Here is a 14,222-nt window from a genome sequence, read left to right as displayed (position 1 = left end):
CAGGTAATAATTCTACGTCAGCCAGCCCCGGTACTGCTCTCCGCTCCGCCTGAATTCGCCGGAATATCAGCGGAGAATCCGCGCAGCCCCACAACGTGTACGTGCTCGGTATTATTAAATACCTTACGCACTAACTTATAGGTTGTGCCTTTTTCCGGGCTGATATTTTCCGGAGCCGCAATGATCAGCTGCATCTCCAGACGGTCACACAGCTCAAACAGCGTGGCGATCGATTTCGCATCCAGACGTGCCGCTTCATCCAGGAACAGCAGTCGGCAAGGTGAAATATCCTTACCGCGCAGGCGACGGGACTCTTCTTCCCAGCTTTGGACCACCATCACCAGAATCGACATCCCCGTACCGATTGCTTCACCAGTAGACAGCGCGCCACTTTCTGCACGCAGCCAGCCGTCAGAACCACGGTTGACTTCCACTTCCATCTCAAGATAGTTGCGGTAGTCCAGCAGCTCTTCACCGATGGTCTGCGGCGTGCGCTGCCCCATATCAATCTGCGGATTCAGGCGCTGATACAGCTTCGCCAGCGCCTCTGAGAAGGTCAGGCGATTACTGTTAAACAGATCCTGATGCTGTTCGTGCTCTTCGGAAAGCACGTCCAGCAGCGTTGAGTGCGCTTCACGGACGTTGACGTTCAGCCGCACGCTGTTAACCTGGCCAAAGCTGACCGCCTGTAGTCCCTGGTTCAGCTGACGAATGCGGTTCTGCTCACGCAGGATCGTTTTGCGGATAATGTTCGACACGCTGCGTGAACTGATCGCCAGCATCTGCTCGCGGGCGGTCAGCTCTTCGGTCAGACGGTTCAGTTCAATCTCCATCTGTTCAATCGCTTCAACCGGATCGTCGGTGCGAATAATATCCTGGCGAATACGCTCACGCAGATGCTGATAGACGGCGATAAAGAACTGGATCTTACGCTCCGGGCGTTTCGGATCTTCCGACAGACGCAGCACATCGCGCAGATGCTCATTATCTGCCACGGCCAGACGCAGCGCACCCAGCGCCTTATCCGACATGGAGCGCAGTTCATCGCCTCCCATATAAGCCAGCTCGCGGCGATGCAGGCGGCGTTCAACGCCGTTATCTTTCACCAGTCTTAGTACCGCAACCCAGCCCGCCTTGGCATTGACCACCTGCTCACGGCCCTGATGGTACTCACGCTCAACGCGGCGCAGTTTTTTCTGCAGCGCATCCATTTCGGCTTCACAGAAGGTAATCTGTTTTTCCAGCTGATTACGGCGCGCACGGTTATTACTCAACGCGCTGTAGAGCTCATCGCGACGCAGGCGCGCGCGTTCTTCCGCACTGGCATCGGCCTGCACGCCGATATCCTGCATCTCCTGCTGCAGCTCTTTCAGCATGTCACGCTTGGCGTCATACGAACTTTTCAACGACGCCAGCACCTGAGAATACTGGGTCAGCTGCGTCTGATGCTGTCGAAGCTGCTCGCGGGCGCGGGCGCGTTCGCCTTCCGCCTGCTCCAGACGCTGGCGCAGTTTTTCATTCAGATCGCTGGTGCCGTTGAGCATACCGGCGGAGTCGGTATAGCTGAAGTGCGTGCGGCGCTGAACAACTTCAGTTAGCGCAAAAGCCTGCTGGCGCGCATCACGCTGCTGCTGCTGTGCCTGCTGATAGTCGAGCTTCAGCTGTTCGTGCTGTTCGGGATCGCTTTGCAATACTGAAAGGATCGGCTCCAGCTTTGCCAGATGTGCAGCATGCTGCTGAATGAACCGCGCAGCTTCCTGCGCCTCGTCCAGACGCTCAAGCACTTCGTCGTAACGGTCCTGCAGCGTGTCATCCAGTAGCAGGCTGACGCGCGGCAGCAGGCGATTCAGCTGCGCGACGCCCTCTTTTGCCTGGTCAAACTGCTGGCGCTGCTGCTGATTTTCACTTTCGTGATTGCTCAACACGCGTTCAACTTCACTCCGGCGGCTGTTAAGCTGACGCATTTCCGCTTCCGGATCGGATTCAAATGCCACGCCAAGATGGCTACCGACAAACCGACTGAAGGACTGGTGCAGGCGCTGCGCTTTTTGCACGTCAAAAGAGAGCGTAGCGTAGCGCTCGGCGAGGGTTTCCCGCTCGGCGTGCAGCAGCTCAAGCTGATTTTCACGCGCGGCACGGCCGAACAGCGGTACTTTAGGGAAACGGGAGTAGCGCCACTGGCGATCGCCGGCTTTCACCACCACCGCTTTTTCCAGCTCCTCTACGTTAAATACGCTGTCATCGAACGACTGCGGATCGCCTTCGATCAGGTAAAGGTCTTCCGGGCAATCTTCAAGCCCGTCCAGCAGGTCACGGACCAGCGAAAGGTCAGGTACCACAATCGCATGGCGAGACGGACCGTAAAGCGCCGAGAAGTAAGGCGCGTCATCGATGGTCACATCATCATAAATTTCTGACAGCAGCACGCCGCCAAAACGCTCGGCCAGGGCATTAAGACGGTTATCTTCCGCCCCGCCCGGCTGGCTCAGTCGTTCAATTTGCTGTTCGAGTTCGCGTTTGCGGGCAGCAACTTCGTCACGCTCAACTGTGGTTTCTCGCTCGCTCTCCAACAGCTGCTGCATGAACTCGGTTACCTGCTGGCTGCTTTCCAGCGGCTGCCCGGTTTGTTCACTGAGCTGGGTCAGGATCTCCTGCGCAGCCAGCCACTGTGGAGCCTGGCGGGTCAGACGCGTAATGCGTTCTCGCAGCTGCTCCAGCTCCTGGCGCAGTGCCATGCGGCGTTCACCGGCATCGGCGACGCTGTCGTTCAGCAGTTCGATCTGCGCTTCCAGTTCGCCGTGAAGCGCCTCAAGTTCATCAGCTTCAACACGATTGCCGTGACGTTTACAGAACTCATTCAGCAGGCGTTCAGCATCCTGCTGTTCGCGCAGGCGCTGCTCCAGCTCGGAAAGACGGGAACGCAACGGCTGAAGCTGTTCCGCGTGGTAGCGCTGGTTGGCGGCATCGCGCAGCATGTCACGCCCGGTCTGCCATGCATCGGCACGACTAACCGGACCGGCAATACGCGTAACCAACTCAAAAGCCTGCTCAAACTGGCTGTGGGCGGCCTGCGCTACGCTCATTTTTTGTTCCAGCTGCAGCAGTTTTTCAGTTGCTTCCTGCTCTTTAGCCTGGAAGGTTTCCTGCCACTCTTCAGCATTTTCCACGCTGAGATCGCCCAGCTGACAAATCTCTTTTGCACGCTGCAACGCCTGAAGCGCCTGCTGATATTGAATAGCGCGGGTCTGCTGTACGTCCAGCGCCTGCTGATAATCGGCAAGCTGACTTTTCAGCTCATCCACTTCCAGCTCGGCCGCTTCGTTGCGCGCTTCATTTTCTTCCTGTACTTCGCGCGCTTCCGCCACCACTTCGTTCTGCTCTTCCAGGCGGAAGGTCAGCTCTTCAAGATCAGCATCATAGCGGTCGATTTTTTCCTGCTGGCGCAGCGCGGTCTGCACCAGATTGAGGTGATCGCTGGCACCCTGATAGTCGGTTTCAAGATCGCTCTCAGCGCCGTTTTGTTCGGCCAGTTCACGTGCCATTTCAACGTGGCGGAACTGCTCGGCGACCAGCTGTTTACGGCTGGTGAACAGCTCGCTGCGCAGCTGAATAGCGCCATCCAGATGAATACGCCGCTCGTTGGCGTGCCGCATATAATCTGCGGCAACGTAGCTGGTCGCTTCAGAAATCAGATGCTTAAAGAGATCGCGATCGGACTGGGTCACGCGGATCGCTTCCAGCGTCATGCGGTTTTCCCGCAGCGCGGCTTCCATGTCCTGGAATGCCTTACGCACGCCGCTATTTTCCGGCAGCAGGTAATCGCGCAGCGAGCGGGTGATCGCACTGGAGATACCGCCGTAAAGCGAAGCTTCAATCAGGCGATAGTATTTGCTGCGGTCAGCGGCAGAGCGCAGGCGGCGAGCCACAATACCCAGGTCAAACATCACCGCATGATAATCGGTGATTGAGTTGTACTGTTTAAATTGCACGCTTTCCATCGCTTCGAACTTGTCTTTCAGTTCGCTGAGCGGCAGCACGCGCGCCTGGCGGGCATTGACCGTTTCGGTCAGGATTTCCGTCGGATTGATTGCCGTTGGCAGGCCGTGAATGCTGAACGGTTTGATATCCACTTTACGATCGCGGCCTGCGACCTGCTGCAGGCGGACGCCGACGATTACCCGCTGATGGCGCGAATTCACCACGTCCAGCGCGGCGTAACACACGCCCGGGCGCAGTTTGCCGTGCAGCCCCTTGTCGCGGGAACCCGACGTCGCACCCGCTTCCGTGGTGTTACGGAAGTGCAGCAGCGTCAAGTCGGGGATCAGCGCGGTAACGAAGGCCGCCATGGTGGTCGATTTACCGGCACCGTTACCGCCGGAGAGCGTGGTGACCAGCTCATCAAGGTCAAAGGTACGCGCAAAAAAACCGTTCCAGTTAATCAGCGTCAGTGAGCGAAACTTGCCACGATCAATCATTTATTCTTCCTCTCCGCTTTCCTGCGCGCTGTGGTCTGCTTCACCGTCATCATGCTCATCGTTCAGCGCCAGTCCGCCATCCAGCTGCATCGCCTCGCCATCGCGAATCATCCGCAGCTGCGCATCGCGAGCATCATCGCCGCTGCGCACATCGGCGCCGAAGCGAAATACCGATTCGGTAATGCGGAACTTACTGCTGTCATTACCCATAAACCACACCATGCCCAGACGGCGCAGGCGGTTCAGCGAGGCTCGCATTTTTTCCTGCAGCTTCTGTCGGTCAAGGTCAGAGCCCGTTGAACGCTGGTTCACCAGCTTCAGCAGCTTACCTTCATCCGCTAACGACATCAGCTCATCGTGCAGCTCCTGCTGGCTGAAAATCCCTTCATTGGCCAGGCGTTCCGGGCTGAGATAGAGGTAGCAGAGAATTTTTCCGACCATCATATCCAGCTCGGAAAGGACCGAGCGCGGGATCAGCGTTGTGGAGCGCGGACGAAGGTAGAAAAAACCTTCCGGTGCGCGGATCAGTTCAACGTTGTAGCGCGAGTAAAAATCTTCCAGAAACTCCTGATAATCCATCAGGAAAGCGTGATTATCTAACTCTTCAATACCAATATGACGGCCTGCGCGCAGCTGGCTGTCCAGCGCCGGAAAAATCGGGTTAGCCAGTGCCTGCGCCAGCTTAACCGGCATCACTTGTTCAATATTTGTCGATGACATGTGCCTGCACCTTGGCTCCGTAATCATTAATGGCCTGCCACTCAGCGGACAAACCGGAGAAATCTGCTTCGGCCACGCCTAAGCGCACGGCCTGATCGACAACAATACGCGCCACGTCGAAATGACGGACTCGCGGGTACTGTGCCAGGTAATCACGCATCACCGCGCCCAAATCAAGCGGCCGCTTCTGCGCTTTATAGATCGCCAGTGCCTCTTCAATCATCGCGGCAAGCTGCTCGCGAATTTCATTAAACTCTTCGTATTCCAGCTCAGACGGCAGTTCACCGGTCACCTCTTCATTGCGCAGCGTCAGTTCTTCATCGCGCATGTCGTACAGGCGATCGGCATTGGCGTAGGTGAGTGCCCACGGCATATCGAAATAGTTCTGCACCGAGACGCGAAGGCGCTGGGCAAAGACGCGATTTTTATCCATATCTATCGCAGTACGGATAAATTTATGCACGTGGCGATCGTAGCCAATCCACAGGTCGATAGCCTGCTGGCCCCAGCTAATAATGCGGTCGAGTTTGTTTTGCAGATCGAAGACAAGCTTGTCGATAAAGCCGAGATCCGGACTGTTCATAATTGAGTCCTGAATCCGCAGCAGATTTGCCTGCAGCTTATCCCCCGCCGCTTCCAGCGTATCCTGCAGTTCGCGCAGCGTACCGGACGTTTCATTCAGCAGAAGCTCACAGCTGGAAATCGCCGCGCGCCAGTCTTTACTCAGCAGTTGAGAGATATCGTCTTTTACCGCCTGCTGCTGCTCATCCATAATGCGCTGGGTAATATCGATACTGTCGAATATTTCAGCGACCGAATACTTTAATGGGGCGAAAACATTACGGTGCCAGTGATATTCATCGCCGTCTTCCTCGGCGGCATCGGCAGCCTGCTTCAGTTCACCTGCCACAATAGAGAGCTGCATAGACAGCCGCAGCGTGGAGAATTCACGCTGGCGGATATAGTAATCGGTGATGCCAATCGCCAACGGCGTCAGGCGATAAATCGCATTCCCTTCGGAAAATTCGCTGGTGAAGCGGTTGAGGAGGCGCTGACGAACCATGTCATTAATGGCATTGTTAGCACGCACCAGAACGGTTTCACTGGTCTGCTCGAATCCGTCGCTGACGTGGCGAAAAGCATCTATCAGTTCGCCTTCGCTCATTTCGCCATCCATGCGCTCGCCGTTTAAAGCCGCAACGGCCAGCAAAAATGCCAGACGTTCGGTTGGCAAAGAGACGGAAAAATCATTTTTTCGCGCCCAGGCCACCAGTTCAGGTATAGTCTGGGAAAATTCACTCATAACTCGTCCTTTTGAATGGGTTTCCGCGCTGTGACGTGGATGTAACGCCCTAAACTTAAAAATGGCTCCTGGTGGCAGTACTGCTTCTCCAGCGCCAGAACCTCATCAAATCGTTCACTCTGCTTATTTTTGTCACGCAGATAGTCGTGGAATACCCGAATGCCGGTTTTGTTTTCAATAGTGAAACCGCACTCCTGCAACCAGCCATAAACCTGTTGCGGATCGCGCGGATAATCGGGGGATAGCGTCTTACGTTTGCGCTTACCCAATCCCGCTTGTAGATAGCCAAAATTCCCCAGCACCATGGTCTGCATAGTAAGACCATTGATGTTATAGAACATCAGCGACAATACGCCACCCGGTTTGAGTACATCATACAGCGCACACAGCGCCTGCTGCGGTTCCGCCACCCATTCGAGTACAGCGTGAAACAATACCAGATCAACGGGCTTATCCATATATTGGCCTGCCTGCTGAGCGCTGATTTGTTTAAATTGCATGTTGTCGCTCACACCTTTTTCTTCGGCGAGGCGACGCGCGCGGCTAAGCATTTCAGCGGAGAGATCGCATAAAAGTACGTTATGCCCCCGCGCGGCAATTCCGCAGCCCGTTTGCCCTTCTCCACCACCGGCGTCCAAAACGCAAAGAGGAGCAGCAGGTAACGTTGTCAGCAGCGCATCAAGCTCCTGCCAGAGAATTGCCTGGCGAATACGGCCTTTAGTCGTACCGTAAATATTTTTGGAGAATTTTTCTGCGATATCATCGAAGTTGCGATCCTGCATGCTGACGGCTCCGGCTTTCAGGGGTGATTCAGGCGCTCATTTTCGCATACACTGGCAGATAATAAACCTTTCAGTCATCATGCGGCTTCCGGGTGATGTTTTTTCGGACAAAAGGAACCTGTTTTCATGCTTTTTACCTTAAAAAAAGTCATCGGCGGGCTGCTGCTTCCTTTGCCAGTGCTGTTGATACTCATGGCAGTAGGGATTTTGCTTCTCTGGTTCAGTCGCTGGCAGAAAAGTGGCAAAACGCTTATCTCCACTGCATGGCTGCTGTTACTGCTGCTTGGCCTGCAACCGGTGGCCGACAGCCTGCTAAGGCCGCTGGAAAACCGCTGGCCCACCTGGCAAAATCAGCACCGGGTCGATTATGTTGTCGTCCTCGGCGGCGGCTATACATGGAACCCGGATTGGGCCCCCAGCTCCAATATGCTGAACAACAGCTTGCCGCGCCTGACGGAAGGGATTCGCATCTGGCAGGCCAATCCGGGAGCAAAGATGATCTTCACCGGCGCGGCGGCAAAGACCAATCCGCTGAGCACGGCTGAAGTCGGTTCGCGTGTGGCGCAGTCGCTGGGCGTACCCGCGGAAGCGATCATCACTCTCGATAAACCGCGTGATACCGAAGAGGAAGCGCAGGAAGTGGCAAAAATTATTGGCAAAAAGTCTTTCGCACTGGTGACCTCAGCCAGCCATCTGCCGCGGGCAATGGTTTTCTTCCAGCGCCAGGGACTGCAGCCGTGGCCCGCACCGGCTAACCAGATGGCTATCGACTCCCCTATTAGCTACTGGGATAAGTTCACACCATCGGCTTTATGGCTGGGGCACAGTGAACGCGCGGTCTATGAATGGATTGGACGGCTCTGGCAGGCAATAAAACCCGAGACGCCCCCTTCAGCGCAGCCAGGGAAGGAGTGATGTCGCCGCAATATCAAAGCGCTGGCGGTCAAACTGAGCCGTAAAAATCAGCTTCTGCATCTCCTCCCAGAGGATATACAGCCAGCGGCGTGCAACAAACTCTTCGGCCACTGGTGCCCGCTGGAGGTAACAGGCCAGTAATTCTTCACCCATTGTGCTGCCGCACCATGGGTGAAGATCGAACTCACGCGGGGCCCACAGGACGTTACCGGGGCTGACCAACGCAAGCAGCTGGTCGCCACGGGCATCTTTCAGGATGCTGCTGAGTGCCAGATTACCGTGGACCAACACGCAGGGGTCATCAAAATCGCGAAACAGAGCGGCAAGGTTCTCGCGGCTGCGGTACAGAATCTGCCGATCTTCCTGAGTCAGCTGCGGCGGTTTCAGATAGCTGAGCGTTGCCCATATCACCTCCACCCGCTGCATATACCAGGCTGGCCACGTGTTTCTCTGGGTGCTGTCCACCGTACCTACCAGTCCGTGGCTGTCGATTTTATGCCAGCTGAGCAGCCCTCCAACGATTTGCTGCTGTAGCTGCTGCCAGCGTGTATAGGTGCGGGATGGCGCCTCAATCGACACGCCGCCCATCCGTTCAATCAGCAACACCTCATGCAGTGGCATCTGCTGGCTGATCACCAGACCGTAGATCGCCGGTACACGCACCAGGCCTTCACGCGCCAGCAGCGACAGCTTGTGCGCCTCCTGTGCAGCAATACCCTTAATGCGGAAATACTTGGCGACCATCGGCAGCGAATAGCCGTTATCATCGTAAAGCGTGTAGAGGCTGGCATCCGGCTGGCGTTTAATACATTCAACGCGGCTGACCGCCTCACCCAGTACCAGTGCCAGTTCATTGCGAAGTTGTTCCATCTCTCCTCCTGTCAGGTAAGAGGGCATACCCTGTCGTTAATGCGGGTATCTATGATGGCGCTGAGGCGGGGAATTTACCCCGTGCAGGATCAAATTCAGCGGAGAATCAGGGACCGGTTAACCGGCCCCGCAGACGTTACTGCATCGCTTCGCGGACGCGAAGTAAATCTTCAGGCGTGTCCACACCTACGCTGGGAATCGCTTTGGCAACATCAACGTGGATTTTCTCGCCGTACCACAGCACACGCAGCTGCTCCAGCAGCTCGATCTGCTCCAGCGGACTGGCTTCCCAACTGACGTAGCGGCGGATAAACCCGGCACGGTAACCGTAGATACCGATATGGCGCAGGAAGGTATCGCCAATCTCATCACGGGAAGAGCTGAACCGCTCGCGATCCCACGGAATGGTTGCCCGCGAGAAATAGAGCGCGTAGCCGTTGGCATCGCGCACCACTTTTACCGCGTTCGGGTTAAACGCCTCTTCAGCAGAGGTAATCGGGACAGCCAGCGTCGCCATGCCTGCCGTACTTCGAGCCAGATTGTCCGCAACCTGGCGGATAATCACCGGTGGGATCATCGGCTCATCACCCTGCACGTTGACGATAACCGCATCGTCCGGGAAGTTATACTTCTCAATCACTTCCGCCAGGCGCTCAGTACCGGACTGATGATCGGGGCGCGTCATGCAGACTTCCCCGCCAGCAGCCTCAACCGCTCGGGCCACATCCGCGTTATCGGTCGCCACAATAACTCGATCGGCACCGGACTCAAGCGCGCGCTCCATGACGTGGACAACCATCGGCTTACCGTGGATATCAACCAGCGGTTTACCCGGCAGACGAGTAGAAGCAAAACGGGCAGGAATAATGGCGATAAAACTCATGGATGAGTCTCTTCCAGCGTCAGAGAGCGGGCTTCCACTTCCAGCAAAACAGGAATGCCGTCACGAACCGGATAGGCCAGACCGTCAGGCTTACAAATCAGCTCCAGCTGATCTTTATTGAAGTACAGCTTGCCGTGACAAACAGGGCAAGCGACGATTTCGAGTAAACGATGATCCATGGTTCCTCCGTAATGGACCCGGAATTACAGTAGGTAAAGAATACCATAGCTGCTGCCGGTGCTGTTGTTAACTTCGGGATTAATCACTATCCGCCCCGGTGGGCCAGACGGCGGACCAGCGATGGGCTAACTTCGGTGGCAGCATCTCCAGCCTGACCTGCTCAGCACCCTGCCAACGGGCAAAACGGTTCAGCGCGCACTGTAAATCATCCAGAAGCTGCTGGCTGATGCGCGTACCGGGTTCCAGCCACAGTTCCCTGACCTGCAAAACGCGCTCTTTACGCAGCATGCGGGCATCCAGCCGCCCCTTTAAGGCCCCACGATGAAGAATCGGCAAAACAAAGTAACCGTACTGACGTTTGGCTTCTGGGGTATAGCATTCAAGGCGATAATCGAAACCAAACAGTTCCGAAGCACGTTTGCGATGCCATACCAGCGGATCAAATGGAGAGAGTATTGCGGTGTGCGTTGCTGCCTGCGGGTTTTCCAGCTGCGAATAGCGAGTATGGTGAACGTACAGCTCACCGAGTTTTTCCACCTTTACCGCGCGAACCTGTCCCTGCTCCAGCCGCTGTGCAAGATACGTTGCTACCGGCGCACGCTTTAGTCGATAGTAATCGGCCAGCCATGACGGATGGAAAATACCGAGACTGGCTGCACTGCGTTCCAGCATCTGCTGCACCGCGTCTTCTTCGCTCAGCGCGTGCAGCTGGTCATCCCACTGCGGCATCATTCTTTGGCGCAGATCGTACACTCGCTGAAAGTTTCGCCGTTCGGTCACCATTAACTCCCCGGCGCTGAACAGATTTTCCAGATGACGTTTATGCGGTTTCCAAGACCACCAGCCTGGTTTCTGACCCGACGGAGCGTCAAAATCAGCGGATCGGACCGGCCCTCGTTCACGTATATACTCCAGCAACCCGGTTATCTCCTGCTGGTGCTGATCCATCCAGGCCTGATTGTATTTCCAGCCGAGCGCGGCAGGGTTCAACATGCGGTGGCGCAGCAGAGGGTAATCCTCAATGGGAATAAAACAGGCCTCATGTGCCCAGTATTCAAACAGCAGTTTCTGAGCCAGCGCCTGCTCCAGCCACTCCGGAGAATATTCGCCAAGACGGCTGAACAACACCAGATAGGGGCTGCGAGCCACCACGTGGATAGTATCGATTTGCAGTAAAGACATTTGCCTGATGCTGGCAAGCAGATCGTCGAAAACTGCTTTTCGTCGTAGTGGCCGTAATAATCCCTGCGCCGCCAGCTGTAGCTGACGGGCATGGTTCAACGAAATGTTTGAGGAGATCATGGCGCGCTCCGTCAACGAATACGTTCAGTTGAGCGCTGACCGGCTGAACGGGAATTTAACGTTAGCCTTTGCTCAGCGCCAGAATACGAGCCAGTAGCGGATTGGCATTTTGCACAACGGCCTCCACCGGTAAATACCACCAGTTTGAGCTGGCAAAAGCCCGGGCTTTCACTGCATCCTTCTCGGTCATCAGTAGCGTCTGCCCGGATTCAACCAGCGCGCTGAGCGCCGCTGCGCTGTAATTTTGATGATCGGCAAAAGCAACCTCTTTTACCGGAGAGATACCCAGATTACGTAGCGTATTGAAAAATCGCGGCGGATGGCCAATACCCGCCATCGCAATGACGTTATCCAGCGTTACCGCATCACGTTCAGCGCCCGAGGACAGGTTAATCGCGGGACCGGGCACCAGTTGCATCGCCAGTTCACCAGGCTGCGGTACGCCGCCGTTATTGATCACCGCAGACACGCTTTTTAGCCGACCAGCACGTTCGCGCATCGGCCCCGCCGGTAACCACCAGCCGTTGCCAAAACGACGCTCGCCATCAACAACTACGATCTCAATATCACGTGCCAGCGCGTAATGCTGCAATCCATCATCGGTAACGATAATATCTATCGGCCCTGCTGCCAGCAAAGCCTCAACGGCTTCGCGGCGGCTGGGTGAAACCGCCACGGCAGCGCCGGTACGCTGGTAAATCAGCACCGGTTCATCACCTGCTTCAGTCGTGCTGGTTTTGGCACCCAGCACCAGCGGATAACGCTCAGCCTTGCCGCCATAGCCACGTGAGACAACGCCTACGCGCAAACCATGCCGCTGCAAAGACTGCACCAGCCAGATAACCACCGGGGTTTTACCATTACCCCCGGCGGTGAGGTTACCCACCACCACCACCGGAACCGGAGCGCGCCACGCTTTACGCCAGCCCCAAACGTAACTCAACCGCAGCAAATTGCTGATGAGCCCGTATAGCAGGCTAAGCGGCAACAGCAGCACATATAGCGCAGAGCGGCCGCTCCAGATGCGTTCAATCATTGACCAAACTGCATCTTATAGAGCTGAGCGTAGGCACCGCGTTCAGCCAGCAGCGTTTCATGGCTACCGCGCTCAACAATCTGCCCGTCTTCCACGACCACAATCTCATCGGCTTTTTCGATAGTCGAAAGGCGGTGAGCAATGACCAGCGAAGTGCGGTTTTTCTGCAGTTCATCCAGTGCTGCCTGAATTGCTCGCTCGGATTCCGTATCCAGCGCCGATGTAGCCTCGTCCAGAATCAGCACCGGGCAGTCCCGCAGCAGTGCGCGTGCAATGGCGATACGCTGACGCTGTCCGCCGGAAAGCAGCACGCCGTTTTCACCAATGACGGTATCCAGGCCATGTTCCATTTTGCCGATAAAGTCCATTGCATGAGCCATGGTGGCCGCTTTCTCAATATCTTCACGGCTGTACTGCTCGCTGCGCGCATAGGCAATATTGTTAGCGATGGTGTCGTTAAACAGGTGCACATTCTGTGAAACCAGCGCTACCTGATTACGCAGCGAAGACAGGGTGTATTCGCGCAGCTCGTGGCCATCCATTAAAATTTCACCCTGCTGAATATCATAGAAGCGCGTCAGCAGGCTGGCGATAGTGGACTTACCTGAGCCTGAACGCCCAACCAGAGCAACGGTTTTTCCCGCAGGAATATTAAGATTAATGTTCTTCAGCGCGGGGATTTCACGGCCCGGATAAGCGAAGGTTACATTACGAAACTCGATATCTCCCTTCACGCGATCGACGGTGCGGGTACCTTTATCACTCTCCTGCTCGCTGTCCAGAATCGAGAATAGCGTCTGGCAGGCCGCCATTCCACGCTGGAACTGGGCGTTAACGTTGGTCAGTGATTTCAACGGACGCATCAGCGCAATCATTGAGGAGAACACGACGGTAATCGTACCGGCGGTCAGTGTTTCCATCACGCTTGGGAAGCTTGCGGCATACAGCACAAATGCCAGAGCCAGAGAGGCGATCAGCTGAATAATAGGATCGGAGATCGATGATGCAGAGACCAGCTTCATTCCCTGCTGGCGCATACGATTACTGACGCGATCGAAACGTTCGCTTTCGATCTGCTGACCGCCAAAGATAAGCACTTCTTTATGCCCTTTCAGCATCTGTTCGGCGCTGGTGGTCACCTGCCCCATGGTGTTCTGCATATTTTTGCTGATATTACGAAAGCGTTTTGACACGCTGCGAATAGCAAAGGAGACGATAGGAGCCAGTACAATCAGGATTAGCGACAGCTGCCAGCTGTAATAGAACATCATAATAAACAGGCCGATAATCGATGCCCCTTCACGCACAACCGTCACCAGCGCGCTGGAAGAAGAAGACGCGACCTGCTCAGAATCATAGGTAATACGCGATAGCAGCGTTCCGGTCGATTGCTGATCGAAAAACGAGACCGGCATTCCCATCATGTGGCTGAACAACCTGCGGCGCATGCCCATGACTACGTTACCGGACACCCAGGATATACAGTAGCTAGAGGCATAGCTGGTAATACCGCGAATTAGCATCAGACCGATAACGGCCAGCGGCATCCATATCAGAACAGAACTATCCGCCTTGCCAAAACCATCATCGAGTAAAGGTTTCAGCAGTGACAGCATAAGCGTATCGCCCGCCGCGTTAAGGATCAGCGCGATAGCGGCCACAATCAATCCCGCCTTATAAGGCACAATCATTGGCCAGAGACGACGAAATGTCTGCCAGGTTGAGAGATCTTTATCCAGATGCATTATTTAACCAG

11 protein-coding genes are annotated in these 14,222 nt (G+C 55.5%); 1 reads left to right on the top strand and 10 read right to left on the bottom strand.

Annotated elements, in window-relative coordinates; all coding sequences use genetic code 11:
* Positions 1-17 precede the first annotated feature (17 nt).
* Genes mukB through cmoM form a run of 4 tightly spaced genes read right to left on the bottom strand, consistent with a single transcriptional unit; the run spans position 18 to position 7,280 of the window.
* Positions 18-4,475: a chromosome partition protein MukB gene (gene mukB, locus AC07U6_RS12080; RefSeq protein WP_494762188.1), complete on the bottom strand. Its 4,458-nt coding sequence runs from the start codon at positions 4,473-4,475 to the stop codon at positions 18-20.
* Positions 4,476-5,195, bottom strand: coding sequence for a chromosome partition protein MukE (gene mukE, locus AC07U6_RS12075; RefSeq protein WP_494762187.1), 720 nt, complete (start codon positions 5,193-5,195; stop codon positions 4,476-4,478).
* Positions 5,176-6,498: a chromosome partition protein MukF gene (gene mukF / locus AC07U6_RS12070; RefSeq protein WP_494762186.1), complete on the bottom strand. Its 1,323-nt coding sequence runs from the start codon at positions 6,496-6,498 to the stop codon at positions 5,176-5,178. The genes mukE and mukF overlap by 20 nt, the downstream gene beginning before the upstream one ends.
* Positions 6,495-7,280, bottom strand: a complete 786-nt coding sequence (gene cmoM, locus AC07U6_RS12065) for a tRNA uridine 5-oxyacetic acid(34) methyltransferase CmoM (protein WP_494762185.1) — start codon at positions 7,278-7,280, stop codon at positions 6,495-6,497. Before cmoM ends, mukF begins: the two co-directional genes overlap by 4 nt.
* Before the next feature lie 126 nt (positions 7,281-7,406).
* On the opposite strand from cmoM, the gene elyC reads away from it, so the two are divergent.
* Positions 7,407-8,195, top strand: a complete 789-nt coding sequence (elyC, locus tag AC07U6_RS12060) for an envelope biogenesis factor ElyC (RefSeq protein ID WP_494762184.1) — start codon at positions 7,407-7,409, stop codon at positions 8,193-8,195.
* Here the strand turns inward: elyC and AC07U6_RS12055 are convergent.
* From AC07U6_RS12055 to msbA, 6 genes are all read right to left on the bottom strand, one after another.
* The gene (locus AC07U6_RS12055; protein ID WP_494762183.1) at positions 8,172-9,065 is read right to left on the bottom strand and encodes a YcbJ family phosphotransferase; all 894 of its coding nucleotides are present in this window, start codon (positions 9,063-9,065) and stop codon (positions 8,172-8,174) included. The two genes, elyC and AC07U6_RS12055, sit on opposite strands and share 24 nt — an antisense overlap.
* A 136-nt stretch (positions 9,066-9,201) precedes the next feature.
* A complete protein-coding gene (gene kdsB / locus AC07U6_RS12050) occupies positions 9,202-9,948 on the bottom strand; it encodes a 3-deoxy-manno-octulosonate cytidylyltransferase (RefSeq protein ID WP_494762182.1) in 747 nt (248 codons plus the stop codon).
* Positions 9,945-10,127 (bottom strand): Trm112 family protein, encoded by a 183-nt coding sequence (locus tag AC07U6_RS12045; protein ID WP_494762181.1) that lies wholly within the window; start codon positions 10,125-10,127, stop codon positions 9,945-9,947. Before AC07U6_RS12045 ends, kdsB begins: the two co-directional genes overlap by 4 nt.
* A gap of 79 nt (positions 10,128-10,206) precedes the next feature.
* On the bottom strand, positions 10,207-11,430 hold the full coding sequence (locus tag AC07U6_RS12040; RefSeq protein WP_494762180.1) for a winged helix-turn-helix domain-containing protein: 1,224 nt from the start codon (positions 11,428-11,430) through the stop codon (positions 10,207-10,209).
* 61 nt (positions 11,431-11,491) lie between these two features.
* Positions 11,492-12,466: a tetraacyldisaccharide 4'-kinase gene (gene lpxK / locus AC07U6_RS12035; protein ID WP_494762179.1), complete on the bottom strand. Its 975-nt coding sequence runs from the start codon at positions 12,464-12,466 to the stop codon at positions 11,492-11,494.
* Complete coding sequence (gene msbA, locus AC07U6_RS12030) at positions 12,463-14,211, bottom strand: lipid A ABC transporter ATP-binding protein/permease MsbA (RefSeq protein WP_494762178.1); 1,749 nt, start codon at positions 14,209-14,211, stop codon at positions 12,463-12,465. The genes lpxK and msbA overlap by 4 nt, the downstream gene beginning before the upstream one ends.
* Between the last annotated feature and the right edge of the window lie 11 nt (positions 14,212-14,222).

The sequence above is a fragment of the Erwinia sp. GW821-FHT03D09 genome (assembly GCF_059420805.1).
This window is presented reverse-complemented; position numbering and strand designations above follow the sequence as displayed.

Bases quoted from the DNA above. Each gene is read 5' to 3' on its own strand.
- kdsB (WP_494762182.1), bottom strand. From the start codon at position 9,948: ATGAGTTTTATCGCCATTATTCCTGCCCGTTTTGCTTCTACTCGTCTG.
- AC07U6_RS12040 (WP_494762180.1), bottom strand. From the start codon at position 11,430: ATGATCTCCTCAAACATTTCGTTGAACCATGCCCGTCAGCTACAGCTG.
- cmoM (WP_494762185.1), bottom strand. From the start codon at position 7,280: ATGCAGGATCGCAACTTCGATGATATCGCAGAAAAATTCTCCAAAAAT.
- msbA (WP_494762178.1), bottom strand. From the start codon at position 14,211: ATGCATCTGGATAAAGATCTCTCAACCTGGCAGACATTTCGTCGTCTC.
- lpxK (WP_494762179.1), bottom strand. From the start codon at position 12,466: ATGATTGAACGCATCTGGAGCGGCCGCTCTGCGCTATATGTGCTGCTG.
- mukE (WP_494762187.1), bottom strand. From the start codon at position 5,195: ATGTCATCGACAAATATTGAACAAGTGATGCCGGTTAAGCTGGCGCAG.
- AC07U6_RS12045 (WP_494762181.1), bottom strand. From the start codon at position 10,127: ATGGATCATCGTTTACTCGAAATCGTCGCTTGCCCTGTTTGTCACGGC.
- elyC (WP_494762184.1), top strand. From the start codon at position 7,407: ATGCTTTTTACCTTAAAAAAAGTCATCGGCGGGCTGCTGCTTCCTTTG.
- mukF (WP_494762186.1), bottom strand. From the start codon at position 6,498: ATGAGTGAATTTTCCCAGACTATACCTGAACTGGTGGCCTGGGCGCGA.
- AC07U6_RS12055 (WP_494762183.1), bottom strand. From the start codon at position 9,065: ATGGAACAACTTCGCAATGAACTGGCACTGGTACTGGGTGAGGCGGTC.
- mukB (WP_494762188.1), bottom strand. From the start codon at position 4,475: ATGATTGATCGTGGCAAGTTTCGCTCACTGACGCTGATTAACTGGAAC.